The organism is Terrabacter koreensis (assembly GCF_054783315.1).
Genome location: NZ_BAAGQU010000012.1, coordinates 183,711 through 207,434, shown reverse-complemented (window position 1 = coordinate 207,434; position 23,724 = coordinate 183,711). Strand labels below are relative to the sequence as shown.

Sequence of the window (23,724 nt, the reverse complement as noted above, 5' to 3'; positions counted from 1 at the left end):
TGGAACGTGGCGGCCGGCATACGGCGGCGGTCAGATGTCGAGGAACTTCACGTCGTGCGCGTTCTTCTGGATGAACGTGCGACGGGACTCGACGTCCTCACCCATGAGCACCGCGAAGACCTCGTCGGCCTTGGCGGCGTCGTCGAGGGTCACCTGCAGCAGCGTCCGGGAGTTCTGGTCCATCGTCGTCTCGCCGAGCTCCTGGTAGTTCATCTCGCCGAGGCCCTTGTAGCGCTGGATCGGGTTGTCCTTCGGCAGGCGCCAGCCCTTCTCCTCGCCGAGCTTCTTGAGACCGTCGCGCTCCTTGTCGGAGTAGGCGAACTGGTGGTCGGCGTTGCTCCAGCGCAGGCGGAAGAGCGGCGGCTGCGCCAGGTAGACGTAGCCGGCCTCGATGAGCGGGCGCATGAAGCGGAAGAGCAGGGTCAGCAGCAGCGTGCGGATGTGCATGCCGTCGACGTCGGCGTCGGCCATCAGCACGATCTTGTGGTAGCGCGCCTTCTCGATGTCGAAGTCCTCGCCGATGCCGGTGCCGAACGCCGAGATGAGCGCCTGGACCTCGTTGTTGGCGAGGATCTTGTCGATGCGCGCCTTCTCGACGTTGAGGATCTTGCCGCGGATCGGGAGGATCGCCTGGGTGTGCGGGTTGCGCGCCTGCGTGGCCGAGCCGCCGGCGCTGTCGCCCTCGACGATGAAGACCTCGGAGATGCTGGGGTCCTTGCTCTGGCAGTCCTTGAGCTTGCCCGGCAGGCCGCCCGACTCGAGCAGGCCCTTGCGGCGAGTCGCCTCGCGCGCCTTGCGGGCCGCCATGCGGGCGGCTGCGGCCTGCACCGACTTGCGGACGATGTCCTTGCCCTCGTTGGGGTGCGCCTCGAGCCAGTGGCCGAACTCGTCGGTCATGGCGCGCTGCACGAAGCCCTTGACCTCGGAGTTGCCGAGCTTGGTCTTCGTCTGGCCCTCGAACTGCGGCTCACCGAGCTTGACCGAGATGACCGCGGTGAGGCCCTCGCGGACGTCGTCGCCGGTGAGGTTCTCGTCCTTCTCCTTGAGGAGGTTCTGCTTGCGGGCGAACTCGTTGACGAGCTTGGTCAGCGCCGCGCGGAAGCCCTCCTCGTGGGTGCCGCCCTCGTGGGTGTTGATGTTGTTGGCGTAGGTGTGCACCGACTCGGAGTAGGCGGTGGTCCACTGCATCGCCAGCTCGAGCGAGAGCATGCGGTCGCCGTCCTCGACCTCGAGGGAGATGACGTCGGGGTGCACGGGCTCGCTGCGCTTGCTGCTGTTGATGTGGTTGACGTAGTCGACCAGGCCTCCGTCGTAGCGGTAGGTGACCTTCTTCGCCTTGACCTTCTTGGGCTCGCCCCCGGTGGGGGCGTGGCCGTTGTCGCCCGACTCCTCGACCTCGGTGACCTCGTTGTCGACGCCGTCGAGGTCGACGGCGTCGTCCTCGGCCTGCTCGATGCGCTCGTCGACGAGGGTGATCGTCAGGCCCTTGTTGAGGAAGGCGGTCTGCTGGAAGCGGGCCCGCAGCGTCTCGAAGTCGTAGTCGACGGACTCGAAGATGTCGGGGTTGGCCCAGAACGTGATCGTCGTGCCGGTCTCGTCGGTGGCCTCCTCCGGCTTGAGCGGCCCGTCGGGCACACCCATGGTGAAGCTCATCCGGTGCACGTGGCCCTTCTGGCGCACCGCGGCCTTGAGGGTCGTCGAGAGCGCGTTGACCACGGAGGAGCCGACGCCGTGCAGGCCTCCCGACACCTTGTAGCCGCCGCCACCGAACTTGCCGCCGGCGTGCAGCTGCGTGAGCACGAGCTCGACCGCGCTGATCTTCTCGACCGGGTGGATGTCGGTGGGGATGCCGCGCCCGTTGTCCTTGACCCGCACGCCGCCGTCGGCGAGCAGGGTCACGTCGATGTGCGTGGCGTAGCCGGCGAGCGCCTCGTCGACGGAGTTGTCGACGATCTCGTAGACGAGGTGGTGCAGGCCGCGCGGGCCCGTCGACCCGATGTACATGCCCGGACGCTTGCGCACGGCCTCGAGACCCTCGAGGACGGTGATCGCGCTGGCGTCGTAGTCGACGCCGTTGGGTCGGGTGTCCGCAGGGGCGGCGGGAGTCGGCGCCGGTGCGGGTGCGGGTGCGGGTGCCGAGCCGTTGGTCGAGTCGGGAACCGAGTCTGTGGAGCCCGCGGGGCTCGGGGTGGTGCTGGTGGTGGTCGGCTCGTCGGCGTCGGACACGTCTCTCCTCTGTGACCCTGTCTGACCGTGCGGTCAGACCTCATGCGGGCGGCTCGACGTGACGTCGAGCCGCAACCTCATCATTCTAACGGTCCGCGAGGGGGAACCGTGCCCTCAGACGCGCGGAACGGCCATTTTCCGGCCCGTACCCCCCGTCATCCGAGGGGGGAGTCACGACCCGGCCCCCCAGCGCGCCTGTGACGCCTTCTCACGGGCCGCACCGTTCGCAGCCGTCGCGCTGGGCACACGGGCCATTCTCCCGCTCCCGGACGCCCCCGTCACGCACCGTCCACAGGTCCCTTCGCGCCTCGACACCACTCTTCCCACGAGGTATGCCGGAAGGCCGGGTCCCAGCGGAACCCGGCCTCCCGGCATACGCAAGAGGTGGTGCGTCACCCCGCCGACGGGACCCGTCAGAGGATCCCGCGGGCCTGGAAGGCGGCGCGCACGGTGGCGGCGTCGGTCGCGCCGTAGAGCGCGGAGGCCGTGTCGACCGTCTTCTGCGCGGCGGCGGCCCACGTCGTGGTGGGGGAGTAGCCGAACTGCGCCTCGAGGATGATCCGGGTCGCCTTGTCGCGGCCGAGGCCCTTGTTCATGTCCCAGAGGGCGTGGCTCCAGATCTCGCCGTCGTCGTGCACCTCGCCCGTGCGGTTCGCGACGGTCTTGGCGGTGTCGAGGCGGCGGATGCAGTGGGGCGTGCTCGACGTGTAGCTCGTCGAGTCCCAGTCCATGACGCACGCCCACGGGGTCGTCGCCGTGTCCGTCGAGTTCGCCTGCGACATCGTGGCGGCGAGGTAGTCGCCGAAGCCCTCACCGATGGCGCCGCCGTCGTTGCTCGCACCGAAGCCCGGCACCTGGTCGTCCTGGACGGCGTGGCCGTACTCGTGCCACACGACCTCCTGGTCCTCACCGTCGTCGACGCCACCGGTGCCGATGGTGATGGTGTCCTGGCTCGGGGTGTACCAGGAGTTGTCCTGCGTCGTCGTGTTGACGCTGAGGTCCTGAGCCTCGTTGTTGACGTTCGTGAAGCCGAGCGACTGGATGTAGGTCTGCACCCGGTCGACCGCGTAGTAGCTGTTGACCTGCTCGAACCGGCTGTCGCTGCGCGTGAAGTCGAAGGTGTTCGTCGACGAGAAGGCGGCCGGGTTCTTGCCCTTGGCGCCGTTCACGACCGTCGCGTACGCGCCGCGCAGGTAGCCGGACCCGTCGAGGTTCGCGAGCGTCACCGTCTTGTACGCAGTCGCCGGAACGGCGGAGTCGGCGTTGGCGGAGTCCTTGAGCGACTCGTTCTGCAGGGCCACGACCGGGTTCGGGTCGAAGACCTTGCCGGAGCCGGTCGCGAGCCGGCGCTCGTCGGTGACCTTCGCGACCTTGCCGCTGCGTGCGTCGACGAGGACCTGCTTGTCCTGGTCGGTGGTCACCTCGTAGGCCAGCGTCGCCGGAGCGCCGGAGGCACCGGGCACGACGACGAGCCGGGTCGAACGGGCGTTGCCGTGGGCCTTGGCCGCGGTGGCCGCGGCGGCCCGGGCCAGGCCGGGAGTCACGGAGGCGAGGCCGCTCACCGTCTTGCGGCCGTCGTCGACGGAGGACGTCGCACCCGTCGAGTGCACGGCGTAGAAACCGCCGAGCACCGGCACGCCGCGGTAGGTCTGGGCGTACCAGGTGTGCGACCCGAGCAGGCTCTGGCGCACCTGGACGAGGGTGAGATCGGCGGGCAGGGCGGCCGAGGCCGCTGAGACCGCGGTGGCGGCCGTCGGCAGGGCAGCCGCGACCGATCCGGTGCCGGCGGTGCAGAGCAGGGCGCCTGCCGCGGCGACGACCGCGACAGGGACGGTGACGCGGGCGACGAAGGGTGAGCGACGCATGTCGACCTTTCAGGGAAGGAGCTCGAGGGGAACCTCGGGCGAGGTGGTGGCGACGACACAGGCAACCACCGCGCGGGCGCCGCGACCGGCAAGGATTCGTAAAGAGTTCGCCCGATTTCGGCAAGCGGGGCGGGACCCCGGAAATCGGTCGCCGTCCGCGACAACCCGGCGAGCCTCCCGGGTGTTCTGATGTGTGCCGGCAACCGCCGGGTGGGACGGGACAGGGGAGACCACGGATGGACGACGCCGAGCGCCGGGCCGACTTCACGGCCTACGTGCGCGCCCGCGAGCAGGCACTCGCCCGGCTCGCGTACCTGCTGACCGGCGACCGCGACCATGCGGACGACCTGCTCCAGAACGCGCTGGCGAAGGTCTACCGCAACTGGGACCGCGTGCGCGCGGTCGAGCTGCCCGACGCCTACGTGCGCCGGATCATGGTCAACGAGAACAACTCCCGCTGGCGCCGGACGCTGCGGCGGCACGAGTCGCCCGGCAGCCACGTGATCGAGGTGCTCGACCCGCCTACCCCTGCCGGGCTCGACGCCTCCGAGTCGCTCGACCTGTGGCGCCACGTCCAGGGACTGCCGACCCAGCAGCGCGCGGCCATCGTGCTGCGCTACTACGAGGACCTGTCCGAGGCCCAGACCGCCGACGTGCTGGGGTGCTCCGTCGGCACCGTCAAGAGCCACACGAGCCGCGCGATCTCCGCGCTGCGGAGCAGGATGAGCGAGGCCACCGCATGAGCCACTTCGACCCGGAGCTGAAGTCCGCGCTCGACCGGCAGAGCGAGGGCGTACGCGTCGTCGCCGACCTCGCGGAGCGCGCCATCGCCCGCGACCGTTCCAACCGCCGCCGCAAGCTGGGCGCCGCCGTGCTCGGGGCGGGGCTCGTGCTCGCCGTCGCGGTGCCCGTCTCCGTCGGCTCGCTGAACCGCGACCCGGCGACCACGATCCCTGCCGGGCCCACCCAGTCCCAGTCCACGACGGGCCGGACCACCGAGGCGCCCCCGCCGAGCCGGACCGCCTCGACCGCACCCACACCGACGAGCATCCCGACCATCAGGGCGACGGGCGCCCCCGGAGCCGCGTCCCTGCGACCGGCGAGCGGCCCGGTGACGGGCACCACGGCAGTGGGTTATCTCGTGGACGGCACCTACCACCAGGGGACCACGACGATCCGGCTGCCGGAGGAGCTCCGCACGACCGACTACGTCGCCCGCCTCGGGGACGGCGTCCTCGTCAGCGGACCGGACGGCCACACGGTCGTCGGCGCCGACGGGCACAAGCGCGCGGTGATCGCCTCCTCGCAGCAGCGACCCCGGGTCGGTGACGACGGCGCTCACGTGCTGGCCGGCGATGCCGACGGCAACCTCGTCTACGCCGACAGCTCCGGGAAGCCGATCGCCAGCCTGAAGCCGCGATCGACGTCCGACGCCGGGTACTCCCCGGCCGGTCTCGTCGGCACGACGGCCTACGCGGCTCGACCCGGCACGGGCCGCTCCATCGCCTGGGACGTCGAGACCGGGGCCGTGCGTTCGCTCGAGGGTGAGCTGTCGTTCGTCAACGCGCCCTCGGGGCTCGGCCTGTCGTTCGTGGGCGGCGACGCGGGCGGTGACGGTTCGAAGAGCTGCCAGATGCTGGTCGACCTCGCCACGGGCCGCGAGATCTGGCGTCTCTGCGGGCCGCTGCAGATGCTCGGGTTCTCGGACGACGGCCAGTACCTCCTGGCGAACGGCCACGTCGACGGCTTCCGCGACTGGACGTTCGGCAGCCTGGTGGTCGTCCGAGTGGCCGACGGCGTGGTCGTGCTGCAGGCCGGCGGCCCCGAGATGGGCGCCGACGAGATCGTCGACGCGCGCCTGGGCGCCGACCAGCAGCTCACCGTCCAGGTCTGGAACGGCACGCGGCGCAACCTCCAGCGGTGCGGTCTGGACGGCACCTGCGAGGTGGTCGGCGCGTCGCGTCCCCTGCCGAACCCCGACGTCCCCGATGAGCCCGGGCCCTACGTCGTGGCGGACAACTGAGGACTGCTCAGCCCTCGGAGAGGGTGCGCTCGAAGAGGGAGTGGATCGCCTCGGGCAGGTGCGGCTCCTGGATCGTCACGTCGCACCCGGCCTCGTCGCACACGACGGAGTAGATGTACGCGTCGGGGTGGGTGCGCTCGGTCGAGGCTGCGATGCGCTGGAGCGTCGGGGCGGCCAGGAGGTGCTGCCAGTCCTTGGCGTCTCGCTCGGACAGCTCACCGAGGGCGATCTGACGCTCGCGCACCTGGCCGGCGAAGCCCCCGGTGCGGCGCAGCAGCACGTGGGCGTCGGGGCCGGGCGGAGTGCCGTGACCGTCGCCCTGGCCCGGATCGGGAGCCGACCGGTCCGGCCGGCCGGACCTGCCGGCGCTCCCGGGGCTCCCGGCGCTCCCGGCAGCGTCCCCGGCGTCCGCGGCCAGCACGCCGACCTGCTCCCACGCCGAACGCACCGCCTGCTGCTCGGAGGAGCCGTCGCCGTGGGCCGTGCCCGCCGCGGCCACGGTGAGGCCGGCGAAGGTGGCGAAGTCGCAGTCGGCCTTGATGCCGTCACCCGACACGACGGCATACCAGATCGAACCCGCTGCCTCCCAGGCGTTGCCGCCGATCGCGAGCGCGGCGAGCACGAACGCGCGGTTGGGGATGCCGGAGTTGATGTGGACGCCGCCGTTGTCGTCGTCGGTGTCGACGAAGTCGTCCATGTGCGCCGGCTGCGGGTCCTTGCCGAGCCGTGGGTCGTCGTAGGCGGTGCCGGGCTCACGCATGTCGCGCAGCGCCCGGCCCTTGACCGACGGGGCCAGCAGGTCGGCGCCGACGAGCCAGTCGGCCGCCTCGGCGCTCTGGCCGAGCTGGTGCTGCTTGACGAGCACGCCGAAGACGTCGGAGATCGACTCGTTCAGCGCGCCCGACTGACCCTGGTAGAGCAGGCCGGCCGTGTGCTCGGTGACCCCGTGGGCGAGCTCGTGCCCGATGACGTCGACGCTCTTGGTGAACCGCTCGAAGATGACCCCGTCGCCGTCGCCGAACACCATCTGCGAGCCGTCCCAGAAGGCGTTGTCGTAGTTGCGGCCGTAGTGGACGGTCGCGAGCAGCGGCATCCCCTTGCCGTCGAGCGAGTCGCGGGAGTACGCCTGCGACCACAGCTCCCACGTGGCGCCGAGCCCGTCGTAGGCCTCGTTGACCGCGTCGTCGTCGGAGGCCGGCGCGCCCTCGGCGCGCACCTCGGTGCCGGGCGTCGTCTGGGTGCCCTTGGCGTCGGAGATCGTGCGGTGGGGGCCGGTGCCGTGAGCCTCGGCGCCGTGCTTGCGCCGCGGGGGTCGCTTGCCGGTGGGGCGTGCCGTCGGCGTGCGGCGCGTCGCGCGCAGGTGCTCGTCGTGCTGCAGCGCCTCGCGGGCATGCTCCGCCACGGCGGGCTCGTCGCTCGCCGCCAACGCCTCGAGGATGTACGGCGGGACGATCGTGCAGCGCGGCGTCTGGGTCATGACGACAGTCTGCGACGGATCACCGACAGCCGCCCGTCGGCGCGGCCCTGCCGTCGGGAAGTGAGCACTCGACCGGAACTTGGCGTCGGGAAGTGAGCACTCGACCCACAGGACCCGGCCCCCTTTCCCGGTCGAGTGCTCAGTTTCCGACGCGCAGACCGTCGGGAAGTGAGCACTCGACGTGGGCCGTCAGCCGTAGGTGTCGCGAGGACCCCGGGAGTCGGGGGAGCGCCGACCGCCACGGCTCCACGACGGCGCGCTCGGCCCGACGACCCGCAGCTCGCTCACCGCGCCTGCGCCGATCTCCTCGTCGATGCGGGCCAGCAGCGACGACGCGAGCAGGCGCATCTGGGTGGCCCAGGCGGTCGAGTCGGCCTGCACGGTCAGCACACCGTCGACGAAGGTCTGAGGCGTGACGTGGCCGGCGATGTCGGGACCGACGATCTCGGGCCAGCGACCCATGACGGAGCCGACGGCGACGTCGACCTTCCAGCCGCGGTCGAGGAGCAGCCGGTCGAGCTGGTCGCCGAGCAGCGAGGGGTCGCGCCCGTCACGCGCGGAGCCGGAGAGCACCGGCGCGCGGCCGATCGGGCGGCGACGTTTGCGGGGCTTCATGCCCGGCCGCAGCCCCTTGTCGGCAGCCGCGGCGCGCGCCCGGGCCAGAGCCGACGCCGCCGCGTCGGCGATGCGGGTCTGCTCGTCGGTCGGCGTGGGCGCCTCCTCGGGCGAGGCGTCCTCTCCCGACGGCGTCGCCGCCTCCGGCTGCGGCTCGTCGTCAGGCATCGTCGTCCGCCTCGGAGGTCACGACGGTCTCGGATTCAGCAGAGACGACCGGGTCGACGGCGCCGACGGCGTCGACGGGGTGGATGGCAGCCACGGGATCGTGCCCCGCCTCAGGCACCGCAGCGCCACCGACCGGCCCGACCTGACCGAGCACGACGGCATACGTGGTGCCGCTCTCGCGGAGCACGTCGGGCACGTCGGCGCCCACGGCCGCGGTGATGAGCACCTGCTCGCAGTCGGCGACGAGCGCGGCCAGCCGCTCACGCCGGCCGGAGTCGAGCTCGGCGAAGACGTCGTCGAGCACGAGCACGGGGTCGTCGCCGAGGTCGCGGCGCAGCAGCCGGAAGGCCGCGAGCTTGAGTCCCAGCGCGAAGCTCCAGGACTCGCCGTGGCTGGCATAGCCCTTGGCCGGCAGGTCGCCGAGCGAGAGCACCAGGTCGTCGCGGTGGGGTCCGACGAGGGTGATGCCGCGCTCGATCTCGTTGGGGCGCACCTGCTCGAGGGTCTCGAGCATGCCGGCGCGCAGCTCGTCGATCTCGGGGACCTCCCCCTCGGCGAGACGCTTGGCGAGGTCCTCGTGCAGCGAGCTGCGGTAGGTGGCGCGGGCGTTCGACGCGACGGCGCTGACGGCGTCGTAGCACTCGGACAGGTCGGGCACGAGGTCGCGCAGCAGGCGCAACCGCGCATATACCAGCTGTGCGCCGACGGTCGAGAGGTGGTCGTTCCAGACGACGAGGGTGTGCAGCGCCGACTCCCGGGCCTCGTCGAGCGGCGGGTCGCCGGGGCGGGGCTGGCGCCGGCCCCCCTTGCGCAGCACCGGGGCCGCCGACTTCAGCAGGGCGTTGCGCTGCTTGAGGATCTTGTCGTAGTCGGAGCGCACCCCTGACCAGCGCGGCTGGCGCTGGACGAGCAGCTCGTCGAGGAACCGGCGCCGCTCGGACGGGTCGCCCTTGACCAGGGCGAGGTCCTCGGGGGCGAAGAGCACCGTGCGGACCGTGCCGAGCACGTCGCGCGGCCGCGACACGGGGGAGCGACCCAGCCGGGCCCGGTTCGCGCGGCCCGGCGTGATCTCGAGCTCGACCATGGTCTCGCGCTCGTCACGCACGATCGCGCCCCGCACGATCGCCTGGGCCGCGCCGAACCGCACGAGCGGCTGGTCGGTCGCGACCCGGTGCGAGCCGAGCGTGGCGAGGTAGCCGACCGCCTCGACGAGGTTGGTCTTGCCCTGTCCGTTGAGGCCGACGAGCGTCGTCACCCCGGGCGTCAGCGCGAGCTCGGCGCTCGGGTAGCTGCGGAAGTCCTTGAGGGTCAGGTGGCGGACGTGCACGTCAGGTCGGCTGGTTTCTCGAGGGCGGCCGCGTGCGGCGTCGACGCGGGTGCCGTCGCCGGACGCGCCACGGGAGGTCAGGAGGTGGAGCCGGTGCCCGAGGAGGGCCCGGCGTTCGCGGCGTCGTGCGCCGCCGAGCCGGGCTGCTCGGGGGCGGGCGCCGGGTGGGTCGAGCCCTCGTCGCCGGTCTTGCGACGCAGCTGCTCGCCCTCGGCGATGGTCATCACCTGGTGGCCGCCGAACTGGCCGCGCAGTGCGGCGACCGCCTGCATGGTCGGCGAGCTCGGCTGGCGCGAGGCGAAACGGGCGAAGAGCGAGGCCGAGATGACCGGCATCGGAACGCCGAGCGCGATGGCCTCCTCGACGGTCCAGCGACCCTCGCCCGAGTCGTTGGTGTAGTCGGACACGTCGTCGAGGTGGGGGTTGTCCTCGAGGGCCTTGACCATGAGGTCGAGCAACCACGACCGCACGACGGTGCCGCGGCTCCACGCCTTGAACGCCCCGGGGACGTCCTTGACGATGTCCTTCTTCTCGAGCAGCTCGTAGCCCTCGGCGTACGCGTGCATGAGGCCGTACTCGATGCCGTTGTGGACCATCTTCGTGTAGTGCCCGGCGCCGACCTCGCCCGCGTGGACGAAGCCCTCCTCGCGCGGGCCCTCGGGACGCAGGGAGTCGAAGATCGGCATCGCCTTCTCGACCCACTTCTCGTCGCCGCCGCACATCAGGCCGTAGCCGTTGTCGAGGCCCCAGATGCCGCCGCTCACGCCGCAGTCGACGTAGCCGATCTGCTTCTCGCCGAGCAGCTTCGCGTTCTCGAAGTCGTCGGTGAAGCGCGAGTTGCCGCCGTCGATGACGAGGTCACCCGGCTCGAGCAGGCCGCCGAGCTCGGCGACCGTCTGGCGGGTCGGTTCGCCCGCCGGGACCATCACCCACACGACGCGGGGTGCCTCGAGGGCCTGGACGAGCTCGGGGAGCGAACCGACGTCACGCACGTCGGGGTTGAAGTCGAACCCGACGACCTCGTGACCGGCGCGGCGCAACCGCTCGCGCATGTTGCCGCCCATCTTGCCGAGACCGATGAGACCGAGCTGCATGTCGCGAGCCTTTCTGACGGGAGGACGGGGGTCGATCTGGTGGCGCGGTTCGAGGCTACGCCTGCCGCCGTGCGGACGGCAGGGCGCCCACGGGGTGGAGGGTGGCCCTCCGCCCGCAACCGATCGCGTACGCCATGGGCGACGTCGGCGACGGCGGCTCAGCTCGCGAAGCGCACCGGCATGAGCACGTAGCGGTAGCTGCTGTCGGGCTCGGAGTCGGCCTCGGCCTGCCCGGTCAGCACGGCGGGCCGGCTGGGCTGGGTGAAGCTGAGCCGGCTCCAGGCGGTGCCGACCGCGTGCAGGCCGTCGAGCAGGAACTGCGGGTTGAACGCGATCTGGATGTCGGGACCGTTGAGGGTCGCCTCGACGGCCTCGGAGGCCTGCGCGTCGTCGCCGGTGCCGGCCTCGATCGCGACCTGGCCGTCGGTGAACTTGAGCAGCACGGGGGTGTTGCGCTCGGCGACGAGCGCCACGCGCTTGACCGCCTCCTCGAGGGCCGCCGTCTCGACGACCGCCTCGGTGTCCACCGACGTGGGGAAGATCGAGGTGACCTTCGGGTACTCGCCGTCGAGCAGTCGGGTGGTCGCTCGACGCTGGCCGGCCTCGAAGCCGATGAGGCCGTCGCCGCCGTGGCCGAGCGCGAGCTCGACCGAGCCGGAGGCGCCGAGCGCGCGGGCGGTGTCGGAGAGCTGGCGGGCCGGGATGAGCGCGACGTGGTTGGCGTCGGTGGCGGACGGGCTCCACGTGAGCTCGCGCATCGCGAGCCGGTAGCGGTCGGTGGCGAGCAGGGTGACCTTGTCGCCGTCGATCTCCATGCGCACGCCGGTGAGGATCGGCAGGGTGTCGCCCTTGTCGGCGGCGATGGAGACCTGCGCGACGGCTTGGGTGAAGACGTCGCCCGCGATGGTGCCGCTCGTCTCGGGGGCCGCGGGAAGCGTGGGGTAGTCGGCCACGGGCATCTCGCGCAGTGCGAAACGGGACGAGCCGCAGGCGACGTTGACCTTCGTGCCGTCGGTGCTGACGTCGATCGGCTTGTTGGGCAGGTTGCGCGAGATGTCGGCGAGCAGACGGCCGAGCACGAGGACCTGACCGGACTCGGCGACGTCGGCCGGCACCGTGATGCGCGCGGACACCTCGTAGTCGAACGCGGAGAGGGTGAGCGTGCCGTCCTCGTTCGCGTCGACGAGCACGCCCGCGAGCACGGGGACCGGCGGGCGGGCCGGCAGGCCACGGGCCACCCAGGTCACGGCCTCGGCCAGGACGTCTCGCTCAACCCGAAACTTCACGGTGCACTCACTTCGACGGGGAAGGTCATTGGGGCTCAGACACTAGTGCCTGCCGGTGACTGACACCACAGACACTCCCCGAATGACCAGACAGGTCGAAATCACCCGTTTGGGCGGCCGCCCGTGGTCGTTCGTCCCGACCCTCGTTGTCGGGGCTCATCTCCTCGACTTGAGTCTCGTCATAGTCATAGGTGGTGTGGATTGTGTGGACAACGCGAGTCCGCGCAGGTCAGGGGCTCTCCAGGGATGTGCACGAGGTGTGGGCGCCCGACAGCCGCGCCAGGCGCGGGCTGTGGACGGATTTCGGCGGTGCACAGCGTCCCCACAACCAGGAGGGAGCTTGTCCGCAGGCGGGTCGGCGTCGTCCACACCCGTCCACAGGCCGGTGTGGAGGAGCGGACGGCATATGTCCGCTTTGCCATGCTTGGTGACTAGTCAGCTGTGCATGGAGAGCGGCTCCGCTTCCACAGAGTTTTCCACAACCGGTGGACAACGTTCCGGCGGATCTGTCGGCGGCGTCTGGAGTGGCGGGTCACGGCGAGATCACGCTGTGCACACAGGTGTGGAAAAGACTGTGGACAGATGTGGACGTCCCGAGGACGCAGGCGGCAGGAGCCGTGCCGACAACGGGCAGGGACTAGTTCGCGGAAGCGTCGGTGACCACGAGGTGGCGCGACGCGCCGAGCAGCGTCTCGAAGAGCGCGGGGGCGTCGGGGAGAGGCCCCAGCTGCGAGAAGACCTCGCTCGTGACCGCCCCGAGGAGCAGGGTCCACGCCGCGACGCCCTGCGCCAGCATCGCGGGGTCGATGCCCGTGCCGGCGAACATCGGATCCGCGAGCAGGTCCCCCAGAGCTGCCGTCGCGGGAGCCTCGGGTATCCCGAGTCCGGACGCCTCGGGCACACGTCGTGCCGAGCGGGCGTCCTCGAGCAGGGTGACGAGCAGGGCCATCACGGCGGTCCCGGCCTCGGTCGTGCGTTCTGCGGGCGCGTCGTAGTCGGGCACGGGCGAGCCGTAGATGAGGGCGAAGTCGTGCGGGTGCTCGAGGGCCCAGGTCCGCAGCGCGCGACCGAGGGCGTCCCAGCGACCGCCCAGGTCGTCGGGGTCGACGGCGTCGTGCGCGGCCCGGACCGCGTCGGCGAGGGAGAGATAGCTGTCCACGATCAACCTCGTGAGCAGCTCGTCGCGGCTCTCGACGTAGCGGTAGACGCCGGACGACACCATGCCGAGGTCGCGGGCCACCGCTCGGAGGCTGAGCCCGGCCGCGCCGGAGGTGGCCAGGTGCTCGCGCGCGACGCGGAGGATGTCTGCCTCGACGGCTCGCCGGTTGCGGGCGCGCTTGCCGAGCTTCGCGGCGGGGGCGGCGTGGGCGGCGTGGGCGGCTCGGGCGGCGGTGTCCATGCGCCCAGCCTGCCACGAAGTGCTGCGTAAATGTGAGCACTGCTCTTGATTTCTGTGAGCTGGTGCGTCACCCTTTGAATGTGAGCGGTGCTCACACTTACTGTCCAGGAGACGCCATGACCCACCACCTCGTCCTCGGCGCCGGCGGCGTCGGCCGCACGACGACCGCCGCCCTCGTCGCCCAGGGCCACACCGTCACGCTCGCGTCCCGATCGGGTCGGGTGGTCGAGCGTCCCTGGGAGGCGTCGAACCCGGATGCCGTCGAGGTCGTCGCCGCCGACGCGGGCGACGCCGGGCGCCTGACGAGCCTTGCGACCGGCGCGACGAGCATCGTCAACGCCGTCAACCCGCCCAGCTACCTCACCTGGGACACCGACTGGCCGCCCGTCGCGGCCGCCACGCTCGCCGCGGCCGAGGCCACGGGCGCCGGGCTCGTCATCATCGGCAACCTCTACGGCTACGGCCGGGTGGACTCCCCCATGCGTGAGGACACCCCGCTGCGTCCCGCGGGGCACAAGGGAGCGATTCGCGCCGACATGTGGGCCGAGGCGCTGGCCCGCCACGAGGCCGGACGCCTGCGCGTCACCGAGCTGCGCTCCAGCGACTACTTCGGCCCGGGCACGACGCCGCGCACGAGCTATCTGGGCGACGTCATCCTGGACGCGCTCCTCGCGGGCCGGCCGCCCTTCGTGCCGGTCGGCCGCGCCGACGCGGCGCACTCGTGGACCTACGTCCCCGACGTCGGCGCCCTCGCCGCCCGCGTCGCGACCAGCGACACGAGCGATGACGCCTGGGGCCGGGCCTGGCACGTGCCGACCTCGGCGCCGCGCACGTTCGACGAGACGGCCCGCGACATCGCGCGGCTCGCCGGCGTCAAGCCCCGCAAGGTACGCGTTCTGCCCCGCCCGCTCGGAACCGCAGCCGGACTCGTCGTCCCCTTCATGCGCGAGGTCCGCGAGACGCGCCACCAGTTCGAACGGCCGTTCGTGCTCGACTCCGCCCTGACCGAGCAGACCTTCGGGATCGCCCCGACCCCGTGGGACGACGCGCTCACCGCCACCATCGCCGCGCGACGGCGCTGACGGCATACGCCATCGGGGCCGACCGGCCCCTGCCGTCAGTGGGACTGCTGGCGGATGCGGTTGGTCAGCTCCGTGACCTGGTTGTAGATCGCGCGGCGCTCACCCATGAGCTCGCGGATCTTGCGGTCGGCGTGCATGACGGTCGTGTGGTCGCGGCCGCCGAAGTGCTGACCGATCTTCGGCAGGCTGAGGTCGGTCATCTCGCGGCACAGGTACATCGCGATCTGGCGGGCCGTCACGAGCTGGCGCGAGCGGCTCGAGCCGCAGAGGTCCTCGATCGTCACCGCGTAGTAGGCGGCCGTGACCGCCATGATCGTCGCCGCGGTCACCTGGTTGGGCGTCTCGTTCGGCAGCACGTCCTTGAGCACGATCTCGGCGAGCGGCAGGTCGACCGGCTGGCGGTTCAGGTTGCTGAACGCCGTGACGCGGATCAGTGCCCCCTCGAGCTCGCGGATGTTGGTGCTGAAGTTCGTCGCGATGTACTCGAGCACGTCGTCGGGCACCGACATGCGGTCCTGGATCGCCTTCTTGCGCAGGATCGCGATGCGGGTCTCGAGGTCGGGCGGCTGCACGTCGGTGAGCAGGCCCGACTCGAAGCGGGTGCGCATCCGGTCCTCGAAGCCGGACAGCTCACGCGGCGGCAGGTCACTGGTGATGACGATCTGCTTGTTCGCGTTGTGCAGCGTGTTGAAGGTGTGGAAGAACTCCTCCTGGGTCTGCAGCTTGCCCTGGAGGAACTGGATGTCGTCGATGAGCAGCACGTCGACGCTGCGGTAGCGGTTCTGGAACGCGCTCGCCTTGTCGTCGCGGATGCTGTTGATGAAGTCGTTGGTGAACTCCTCGGAGTTCACGTAGCGCACCCGCACGTTCGGGAACATGGTGCGCGCGTAGTGGCCGATCGCGTGGAGCAGGTGCGTCTTGCCCAGACCGGACTCGCCGTAGACGAAGAGCGGGTTGTACGCCTTCGCCGGCGCCTCGGCGACCGCGACCGCCGCCGCGTGGGCGAAGCGGTTGCTCGCGCCGATGACGAAGGTGTCGAACGTGTACTTCGGGTTGAGTCGCGTGTCGCCGGGCGAGCTGGGCTCGGGACGCTGCTGGAGACGCAGGGGGCCGCTCTCGCCGCCGCTCAGCGGGTCGGGGCCGAGCTCCATCTGAGTCTGCACGTCGGGGTATGCCGGCCGGGCGGGTTCGTCGAGGTCGGCGCCGTTGAGGGCGGGCGCGCTCTCGGCGAGGTCGCGCAGCGGGTTGTGCTGGGCGTGGTGCGCCTGTGGGTGGATGCCGGGGTGGGCGGGGCTGCCGAAGCCTGCGGATCCGGTGGCCGCGCCACCCTGGGCGAGGCCGTTGTGATGCCCCGCCGAGCCGTTGCTGTCGGAGCCGGCCTGGCGGCGGCCGTCGTTCACCTGGCCGGTGGGCTCGTCGCTGATCATGCCGAGGTCGGTCTCGAGACTCTCGTCGACCGAGACCGCGACCTGGACGGGGTGCCCGAGCTGGTCGGCGAGAGCGGTGTGGACCTGCTCGCGCACGCGCGTCTCGAGGAAGTCCTTGGTGAAGGTGTTGGGAGCGCGCACCAGCGCGATCTGGTCGAGCACCCCGACGAGGCGGCAGAGCCGGACGAAGGCGCGCTCCTGGTTCGACAGTCCCGAGTCGAGTGTGCCGAGCGTCTGCTGCCAGATCCGCGCGTAGTCGACGCCTGTCTCGGCCACCAAACCCACCTGCCCCTGACTTCAATTCCGTTGCACTTGTTGCGATCCCGGCGCTGAGCGCACTCGAGCGGGCCGGAGCGGGAGCTCGACCGTGCCGGGTCGGACGACTGGGGACGTCCGGTGCCTTGGTGAACGATGCCCTGTTGTCCACACGTTTGTCCACAGCCTGTGCATGGGTCGGGCGAGGATCGTGAAGTCGAAAACCTACCCCGGCTGAGCCGCCGTGACAATCACGTCCGGAAGAGAACTTTCTCGTCGTCGGCGTGTCGCCTTGCAATCGTCCACCGACGTTCGAAGATCGTCGGTTCTGCCCTCATCGGCGCGACTCCTCCCACCGGTTTGACCCTTCTTCCGGGCGCCCGTATCGTTGACCGAGCGTGTCTGCGACCTCTTTCGCATGCCCATGGCCCCGGGCCCGGTTCGTCCGGTTCCCGGTCCTCCCTGGGCTTGCCGATTGCGGTCGCATCGGCCACCGCCAGCCCCACCCCGGGCGCCTCCCGTCGCAGCTGCGCCGGGCGTGCACCCGCAACCTACGGAGAACCTCGTGAGCAAGCGCACCTTCCAGCCGAACAACCGTCGCCGCGCCAAGACGCACGGCTTCCGCCTTCGCATGCGCACCCGCGCCGGTCGCGCCATCCTCGCTGCCCGTCGCCGCAAGGGCCGCGCCGAGCTCTCTGCCTGAGTCGCCGGAGGCCGCGGCGTGCTGCCGGCACGTCACCGACTGCGTGAGCGGGCGGACTTCACCACGGCAGTACGCGGGCCCGGCGCCAGCAGAGCAGGCGGGCGACTCATCGTCGTGCATGCCAACCGGACCGATGCGCGTGCGGAACTTCCGCCGCGCGTCGGTTTTGTTGTGTCCAAGGCCGTCGGCAACGCGGTGGTGCGCAACCGCACCAAGCGTCGCCTGCGCGCCGGCGTCGCGACCCGGCTGGACGGCATACCTGCTGGTCTCGACCTCGTCGTGCGCGCCAACCCGGCCGCGGCCCAGGCCACCTGGGCCGAGCTCGACACCGCCCTCGGGCGCCAGCTCGAGAAGGTGTGCCACCCGTGAGCGCCACGCTCAACCGCGTGCTCGCGGCCCCGTTCGTGCTCGTCGTCCGGCTCTACCAGCGCCTCATCTCCCCGATGCGGCCGCCGACCTGCCGCTTCTACCCGAGCTGCTCCGCGTATGCCGTCACGGCACTCACGCGGTTCGGCCCCCTGCGCGGTGGCTGGCTCGCAGCCCGGCGCATCGGCCGGTGCCACCCGTGGAACCCAGGCGGCGTCGACCCCGTTCCGATGACGTGGGCCGAGCGCAACGACTGGGACCCCGCAGACTTCCGGCCACCGGGTGAGCCCCACCCTGCCGGTCACCCGATGACAGAGGAAAGACGTTGATCGACTTCTTCAACACCCTGCTCTATCCGATCAAGCTCGGTGAAGCATGGGTCATGTACGCCTGGCACTGGCTCTTCGAGACGCTCGGCCTGAGCGGGGCCTGGGCGGGATGGGCGTGGGCGCTGTCGATCGTCGGCCTCACCGTCGTCGTCCGGGTGCTGCTCATCCCGCTCTTCGTCCGCCAGATCCACTCCTCGCGCCGGATGCAGCTCATCCAGCCCGAGATGCAGAAGATCCAGAAGAAGTACAAGGGCAAGCGCGACCCCGAGAGCCAGAAGGCGCAGCAGGCGGAGATCATGGATCTCTACCGCCGCACGGGCACCAACCCGTTCAGCAGCTGCCTGCCGATCCTCATCCAGTCCCCGTTCTTCTTCGCGCTCTTCCAGCTGCTCAACAACCTGCGGGCTCAGGCGGAAGGCAAGCAGGCGGGCATCGGGCCGATCACCAACGAGGTCGCGCGCGCCATCGAGGGCTCGACCATCTTCGGATCCAGGCTCTCCGACGCCTTCATCATGCAGGGGGGCACCTCGCCGCTCAGCACCAAGATCCTCACCGCGGTGCTCATCGTGCTCATGTCTGCGACGACGTTCACGACGCAGTACCAGCTGATGCGCAAGAACATGCCGGCGTCGGCGCTCGACAACCCGTTCGCGAAGCAGCAGAAGGTGCTCCTCTACCTGATGCCGATCTTCTTCGCGATCTCCGGCGTCAACTTCCCGGTCGGTGTGCTCCTCTACTGGCTCACGACGAACCTCTGGACCATGGGCCAGCAGTTCTACGTCATCCGCAACATGCCGGCCCCGGGATCCGAGGCCGAGGCCAACCGCCGCAAGCGCCTGGAGCGCAAGGGAAAGACCGTCGAGGAGCTCACGGTTCCCGGACTCGACTCCGGTGACGACGTGCCCGACGACGCCCCCAAGGCCGGTCAGCGCCAGCAGCCCAAGAGCAAGAAGCGCGCCCGCACGCAGGCCCCCAAGAACCGTCGCTGAGGGTTCTTCCACAATCTTGTCCACACTGCTCTTGGGCCTCTGAACTGCGAAGACGCGAGTTTTCCACAGAGCCCGGGTGAACGAAGGAGTCAACCATGAGCGAGACGCAGGCCACCGAGGCCGAGAACCCGACCGACCTCACCGCCGGAGACGAGCCCACGTCAGCCACGACCACGCCCACCACCGAGCGTCCGGTCTCCGGTGACGCGGATCTGTCGGTGGAGGCTGCCGAGTCGGAGTCTGACCATGACGCCGACGATGACGCCGGTGACGGTGACGGTGACGGCGGCGACGCAGAGACGGCCAAGGCCGACAAGGGCGACAAGAAGTCGCGCGTGCGCCAGCTCGAGCGCGAGGGCGAGGTCGCGGCCGACTTCCTCGAGACGCTTCTCGACATCGCCGATCTCGACGGCGACATCGACGTGGACGTGGACGGCGACCGCGCCGCCATCGCCATCGTCGACTCCGACGAGGGCCGGGTGCCCCGTCGTCTCGTCGGCGCCGACGGCAAGGTGCTCGAGGCCCTCCAGGAGCTGACCCGACTGGCCGTCCAGGCCGAGACGGGCGAGCGGAGCCGGCTCATGCTCGACATCGCCGGTCACCGTGCGCAGCGCCGGTCGGCACTCGTCGAGCGGGCCAAGGTGGCCATCGCCGAGGTCAAGGAGTCCGGCACGAAGCGTTCGCTCGAGCCGATGAGCGCCTTCGAGCGCAAGGTCGTGCACGACGAGGTGGCCGCTGCCGGGCTCGTGTCCGAGTCCGAGGGCGTGGACCCGCACCGCCACATCGTCATCCTTCCCGCCTGACCCATCGCGTTTCACGTGAAACACGGCTCGTGAGAGGCGTGGCAGGACCAACTACCTGAGGAGTGGGAGCGCGTGAGCCACGAAGCTCCCGAACCGGTCGGGCCTCGCGATCCGACCGGGGTGGCCGGGCGAACGGTCTTGCCCGGCCCGGCGGCCGAGCCTGAGGCGCCAGGCGTACCGCCCACACCGGCGGCCGCGACCACCGTCTTCGGTGCCCGCCTCGCGCTCGCGGAGCGGTTCGTCGCGATCCTTGCCGACACCGGGATCACGCACGGGCTCATCGGTCCCCGTGAGGCGCCCCGGCTCTGGGACCGTCACGTCCTGAACTGCGTCGTCGTGCACCAAGCGATCCCGGTGACGGGGGAGATGCAGCGCGTCATCGACGTGGGCTCCGGTGCCGGTCTCCCGGGTCTGGCCCTGGCGATCGCGCGAGCTGATCTCGAGCTGCACCTGGTCGAGCCGCTCGCCCGACGCACGGCCTGGCTCACTGACACGGTCGAGCAGCTGGGCGTGTCGAACGTCACCGTCCACACGGCCCGGGCCGAGACGCTCTGGGACGAGCTCGATGCGCCGTGGGTGACCGCCCGGGCCGTCTCCAAGATCGTGCAGCTGGCCGAGTGGACCCTGCCGCTGCTCCGTCCCCACGGGGCGCTCCTCGCCCTCAAGGGCTCACGCGCCCAGGTGGAGCTCGACGAGGGCCGCGCCGCGCTGACGCGCCTCGGCGTCGTCGATGCCGAGGTCGAGGCGTACGGAGCGGACCTGCTGGACGAACCGACTCTGGTGCTCCGGGCGACGATCGGTGAGGCCGTCGACCGCCGACGGTTCCGGTCGCGGCAGCCCTCGAGCGCCGGCTCGGCACGACGACGCGCGGATCGACCGCGCGGATCGCGACGCTCCGGCACGGCAGCGGGCGGTCGTCGGCGCCATCAGCCATGATCGTGTCCAGACCCATTCGATGGTCGGCCCCGCCCGCGGGTGGGGACGAGCCGGCCCTCAAACCGGAGGTGCGCTCCCTGTGACGATGTCGACCAACCTCGGCTGGCCGAGTGAACCCGACCCGGAGCCCGAGCACCGACGTCTGGGGTGGTTGGCTCGCATGCTCGGTGTTTCACGTGAAACGGACACTCCCACGAACGCGTACACCGAGGCCCAGGTCGTCACGGTCGAGCCCGCCACAGTCGCAGGACCACAGCCGCAACCGAAAGAAGATGAAGAGATCGTCTCCGCATCCCGCACCGACGACACGCCTGTCGATCCGGGTCCGGTCGTCGAGGATTCCGTCATCGTCCCGGCCTCGTCGACCTCGGAGAACCGTTCTGCCCCTGCGGCCCCGACGTCCGATCTCGACCAGGCCCTGGCGGTGCACCAGCGAAGCGACGACGTGGACCGGGAGGAGCGCGGCGACATCGAGCACGGCGTCGACGAAGACCGCCGCTCCGGTGACCAAGGTTCCCCCGCCGAGTTGGATGACGCGACCTCGGAACAGGATGAGTTGGGCCCGGTCGAGGGCCGGGACGCGGACGGGAGTGACACGGAGCGGGACGTGACAGCGGGCCACGGCGCCCAGCACGACGTCGACGACCGGACCGCCGACGCATCGGGAGAGACTGCACTCGCGCCGAGTGAGGGGCCCGCGCAGACTTCACCCGTCGCGGTCTCCGGGAGCCTCCCGACCGACGAGCAGGCCTACGGCAGCCCTGTGGACAACGCGGTGGATGAAGCGGTCCGAGGCGGTACCTCTGAGCGAGGAAATCGCCCATATCGGGCTGGGGACAACGTTGTGGACGAATCGGCCGACACGCTGCGCCAGCTCGCTGACCACGCCGACCGAGAGGCCCTCGTCGCAGCCCTGCCGACGCCCGGAAGTGACACCCCCCTGGCGAGGGAGCTGGCCGAGAACGCCCGCCGTCGCATCCAGCTGACGGGCCGCCCGTTCCCGAAGCCGGTGGCGCCCCGGGTACTGACCGTGGCCAACCAGAAGGGTGGCGTCGGCAAGACGACCACCACGGTGAACATCGCGGCAGCCCTGGCGCAGGCCGGGCTGTCGGTGCTCGTCATCGACCTCGACCCGCAGGGCAACGCCAGCACCGCGCTCGGCATCGACCACCACGCCGAGGTCCCGTCGATCTATGACGTGCTCGTGGACGGCACCCCGATGCTCGAGGTCGTGCAGCCGTGCTCGACGGTCGAGAACCTGCACTGTGCGCCTGCCACCATCGACCTGGCCGGCGCCGAGATCGAGCTCGTGTCGCTCGTGGCTCGCGAGTCGCGGCTGCAGAAGGCGATCGCCGCGGCGGTGGAGCAGGGTCATTCGTACGACTACATCCTCATCGACTGCCCACCCAGCCTGGGACTGCTCACGGTCAACGCGATGGTGGCGGCCAGCGAGGTGTTCATCCCGATCCAGTGCGAGTACTACGCCCTCGAGGGCCTGTCGCAGCTGCTCAAGAACATCGATCTGGTCAAGCGTCACCTGAACCCGGCGCTGCACGTGTCGACCATCCTGCTCACGATGTATGACGGCCGCACCCGCCTCTCGGCCCAGGTCGCGGACGAGGTGCGCGAACACTTCCCCGAGCAGGTGCTGCGGACGACGGTGCCGAGGTCGGTCCGCGTCTCGGAGGCGCCGAGCTTCGGGGAAACGGTGATGACCTACGACCCAGCCAGCAGTGGTGCCCTCGCCTACCTCGAGGCGGCGGGCGAGCTGGCCGACCGCGGGGCGGCCGGCGACGCCTGACTGCCTGCCGCGCTCACGCGATGAACGGGACCGCCACACGCGTGGCGGTCCCGTTTCACGTGAAACACCCACCTTGTCGGCGGGGGTTTGCGAGAACGCACTCTCCCTGTCAGACAAGGGGACAGGCGGAGAGGTCACGCCGTGTTTCACGTGAAACCCCCTCCCGATCCTCAACGTCACGGGCGTTTCACGTGAAACAGACGGCCCGCGATGGTCGCAACCAGCGCGCGAGTCGTCGGAGCGGGTGCGCAAACCCCGGTCACCCACCACCTAGACTGACGCCGGACGCGATGGCCGCGTCGAGGACGACAAGGGGTTGGCGAATGGCGGAGAAGCGTCGAGCACTGGGTCGGGGCCTGGGGGCTCTCATCCCGAGCGCACCGAGCGGGGGCGCCGGCCGTCCCGTCGATGTCTTCTTCACGGAGCAGAAGCAGCCGACCCCGCCGACCGCGACGCCCGAAGAAAGGCCGGCCGGCTCGGACGGCATTCCCGGCGCCGGCTCGGAGACGGCCCAGAACGGTCAGGGCCCGGCCTCCCAGAACGGGCACGGCGGTCCGGAGAGCGGTCAGCCGACAGAGGGCGCCGACGAGGCCGCCACCCAGCCGGACGCAGAATCGACGAACGGGCCCGCTGTCGGAGAGAAGCTCGAGGATGCCGCGACCGGGCTCGCCGTGGTGCCGGGTGCCGAGTTCGCCGAGCTCGACATCGAGTCGATCCGCCCGAACCCCAAGCAGCCGCGCACGGTCTTCGACGAGGACCACATGGCCGAGCTGGTCCACTCGATCCGCGAGATCGGCGTGCTCCAGCCGGTGGTCGTCCGCCGTATCCCTGCGGACCAGCTGGCCGAGGCCGACGGCAAGACCTTCGAGCTCATCATGGGTGAGCGCCGATGGCGCGCCTCCCTGGCGGCCGACCTCGGTGTCATCCCAGCCATCATCAAGGACACGAGCGACGACGACCTCCTGCGCGACGCGCTCCTGGAGAACCTCCACCGGAGTCAGCTCAACTCGCTCGAGGAGGCGGCGGCATACCAGCAGCTGCTCGACGACTTCGGTTGCTCGCACGAGGAGCTCGCGACCCGTATCGGGCGGTCACGCCCGCAGATCTCGAACACGCTCCGCCTGCTGAAGCTGCCTCCGCTGGTGCAGCGCCGTGTGGCAGCGGGGGTCCTGAGTGCCGGCCATGCGCGTGCGCTGCTCGGCATGGCTGACGGCGGGGCGATGGAGCGCATGGCGCAGCGCATCGTCGCCGAGGGACTGTCCGTGCGCAACGTCGAGGAGCTCGTGGCCCTGGGGGAGGGCAACGACGCTCCCAAGCCGCGTCGTCCTCGCGCCGGTAGCCGTCACCCTCAGCTCGACGACTTCACGTCGAACCTGTCCGACCACCTCGAGACCCGAGTCGCGATCGCCCTGGGTCAGCGCAAGGGCAAGATCACCGTGGAGTTCGCCTCGATGGAGGACCTGCGCCGCATCCTCGGTCTCATGGGCATGGGGTCGCCTAACCGCGACTGACCCCACAGTCACAGCCACAGACCTGGCCCCAGCCGGCGCCGC

At 70.7% G+C, this 23,724-nt stretch carries 20 protein-coding genes; 11 read left to right on the top strand and 9 right to left on the bottom strand.

Features of this window, described 5'->3' with window-relative positions:
- Positions 1-30: 30 nt before the first annotated feature.
- Positions 31-2,226: a DNA topoisomerase (ATP-hydrolyzing) subunit B gene (gene gyrB / locus ACYVNR_RS19875; RefSeq protein WP_461050460.1), complete on the bottom strand. Its 2,196-nt coding sequence runs from the start codon at positions 2,224-2,226 to the stop codon at positions 31-33.
- A 413-nt stretch (positions 2,227-2,639) separates the two neighbouring features.
- The gene (locus ACYVNR_RS19870) at positions 2,640-4,091 is read right to left on the bottom strand and encodes a M4 family metallopeptidase (RefSeq protein WP_461050458.1); all 1,452 of its coding nucleotides are present in this window, start codon (positions 4,089-4,091) and stop codon (positions 2,640-2,642) included.
- Positions 4,092-4,327: 236 nt separating this feature from the next.
- Between ACYVNR_RS19870 and ACYVNR_RS19865 the strand changes: the two genes are divergently transcribed.
- Both ACYVNR_RS19865 and ACYVNR_RS19860 read left to right on the top strand, forming a co-directional pair.
- Complete coding sequence (locus ACYVNR_RS19865; protein WP_461050456.1) at positions 4,328-4,834, top strand: SigE family RNA polymerase sigma factor; 507 nt, start codon at positions 4,328-4,330, stop codon at positions 4,832-4,834.
- Positions 4,831-6,114: a WD40 repeat domain-containing protein gene (locus tag ACYVNR_RS19860; RefSeq protein WP_461050454.1), complete on the top strand. Its 1,284-nt coding sequence runs from the start codon at positions 4,831-4,833 to the stop codon at positions 6,112-6,114. The genes ACYVNR_RS19865 and ACYVNR_RS19860 overlap by 4 nt, the downstream gene beginning before the upstream one ends.
- A 7-nt stretch (positions 6,115-6,121) precedes the next feature.
- On the opposite strand, the gene ACYVNR_RS19855 is transcribed toward ACYVNR_RS19860, so the two are convergent.
- The 6 genes from ACYVNR_RS19855 to ACYVNR_RS19830 form a co-directional block, all read right to left on the bottom strand.
- Positions 6,122-7,591, bottom strand: a complete 1,470-nt coding sequence (locus ACYVNR_RS19855) for a protealysin inhibitor emfourin (protein ID WP_461050452.1) — start codon at positions 7,589-7,591, stop codon at positions 6,122-6,124.
- A 189-nt stretch (positions 7,592-7,780) separates the two neighbouring features.
- A complete protein-coding gene (locus tag ACYVNR_RS19850) occupies positions 7,781-8,374 on the bottom strand; it encodes a DciA family protein (RefSeq protein ID WP_461050450.1) in 594 nt (197 codons plus the stop codon).
- Entirely contained in the window at positions 8,367-9,701 is a 1,335-nt protein-coding gene (gene recF, locus ACYVNR_RS19845; protein WP_461050448.1) for a DNA replication/repair protein RecF, read from the bottom strand. Before recF ends, ACYVNR_RS19850 begins: the two co-directional genes overlap by 8 nt.
- 77 nt (positions 9,702-9,778) lie before the next feature.
- Entirely contained in the window at positions 9,779-10,795 is a 1,017-nt protein-coding gene (gene gnd, locus ACYVNR_RS19840; protein WP_045189015.1) for a phosphogluconate dehydrogenase (NAD(+)-dependent, decarboxylating), read from the bottom strand.
- A 158-nt stretch (positions 10,796-10,953) separates the two neighbouring features.
- Positions 10,954-12,081 (bottom strand): DNA polymerase III subunit beta, encoded by a 1,128-nt coding sequence (gene dnaN, locus ACYVNR_RS19835; RefSeq protein WP_045189017.1) that lies wholly within the window; start codon positions 12,079-12,081, stop codon positions 10,954-10,956.
- A 637-nt stretch (positions 12,082-12,718) separates the two neighbouring features.
- A complete protein-coding gene (locus ACYVNR_RS19830) occupies positions 12,719-13,480 on the bottom strand; it encodes a TetR/AcrR family transcriptional regulator (RefSeq protein WP_461050445.1) in 762 nt (253 codons plus the stop codon).
- Between the two features lie 116 nt (positions 13,481-13,596).
- Between ACYVNR_RS19830 and ACYVNR_RS19825 the strand changes: the two genes are divergently transcribed.
- Positions 13,597-14,562, top strand: a complete 966-nt coding sequence (locus ACYVNR_RS19825; protein ID WP_458799030.1) for an NAD-dependent epimerase/dehydratase family protein — start codon at positions 13,597-13,599, stop codon at positions 14,560-14,562.
- Between the two features lie 35 nt (positions 14,563-14,597).
- Here the strand turns inward: ACYVNR_RS19825 and dnaA are convergent, their stop codons facing one another.
- A complete protein-coding gene (dnaA, locus tag ACYVNR_RS19820) occupies positions 14,598-16,265 on the bottom strand; it encodes a chromosomal replication initiator protein DnaA (protein WP_461050442.1) in 1,668 nt (555 codons plus the stop codon).
- Between the two features lie 544 nt (positions 16,266-16,809).
- Here dnaA and rpmH point away from each other — a divergent pair.
- The 8 genes from rpmH (at position 16,810) to ACYVNR_RS19780 (ending at position 23,682) form a co-directional block, all read left to right on the top strand.
- Complete coding sequence (gene rpmH / locus ACYVNR_RS19815; RefSeq protein WP_010849920.1) at positions 16,810-16,947, top strand: 50S ribosomal protein L34; 138 nt, start codon at positions 16,810-16,812, stop codon at positions 16,945-16,947.
- Between the two features lie 18 nt (positions 16,948-16,965).
- Positions 16,966-17,316, top strand: a complete 351-nt coding sequence (gene rnpA / locus ACYVNR_RS19810) for a ribonuclease P protein component (protein WP_045189024.1) — start codon at positions 16,966-16,968, stop codon at positions 17,314-17,316.
- Positions 17,313-17,642, top strand: coding sequence for a membrane protein insertion efficiency factor YidD (gene yidD, locus ACYVNR_RS19805; protein WP_458799033.1), 330 nt, complete (start codon positions 17,313-17,315; stop codon positions 17,640-17,642). The genes rnpA and yidD overlap by 4 nt, the downstream gene beginning before the upstream one ends.
- The gene (yidC, locus tag ACYVNR_RS19800; protein WP_045189026.1) at positions 17,639-18,631 is read left to right on the top strand and encodes a membrane protein insertase YidC; all 993 of its coding nucleotides are present in this window, start codon (positions 17,639-17,641) and stop codon (positions 18,629-18,631) included. The genes yidD and yidC overlap by 4 nt, the downstream gene beginning before the upstream one ends.
- A 95-nt stretch (positions 18,632-18,726) precedes the next feature.
- Positions 18,727-19,434: a Jag family protein gene (locus ACYVNR_RS19795; RefSeq protein ID WP_461050439.1), complete on the top strand. Its 708-nt coding sequence runs from the start codon at positions 18,727-18,729 to the stop codon at positions 19,432-19,434.
- A gap of 72 nt (positions 19,435-19,506) precedes the next feature.
- A complete protein-coding gene (rsmG, locus tag ACYVNR_RS19790; protein WP_461050437.1) occupies positions 19,507-20,370 on the top strand; it encodes a 16S rRNA (guanine(527)-N(7))-methyltransferase RsmG in 864 nt (287 codons plus the stop codon).
- Between the two features lie 85 nt (positions 20,371-20,455).
- Complete coding sequence (locus tag ACYVNR_RS19785) at positions 20,456-22,171, top strand: ParA family protein (protein ID WP_461050435.1); 1,716 nt, start codon at positions 20,456-20,458, stop codon at positions 22,169-22,171.
- Between the two features lie 323 nt (positions 22,172-22,494).
- On the top strand, positions 22,495-23,682 hold the full coding sequence (locus tag ACYVNR_RS19780; protein ID WP_461050433.1) for a ParB/RepB/Spo0J family partition protein: 1,188 nt from the start codon (positions 22,495-22,497) through the stop codon (positions 23,680-23,682).
- Positions 23,683-23,724 lie beyond the last annotated feature (42 nt).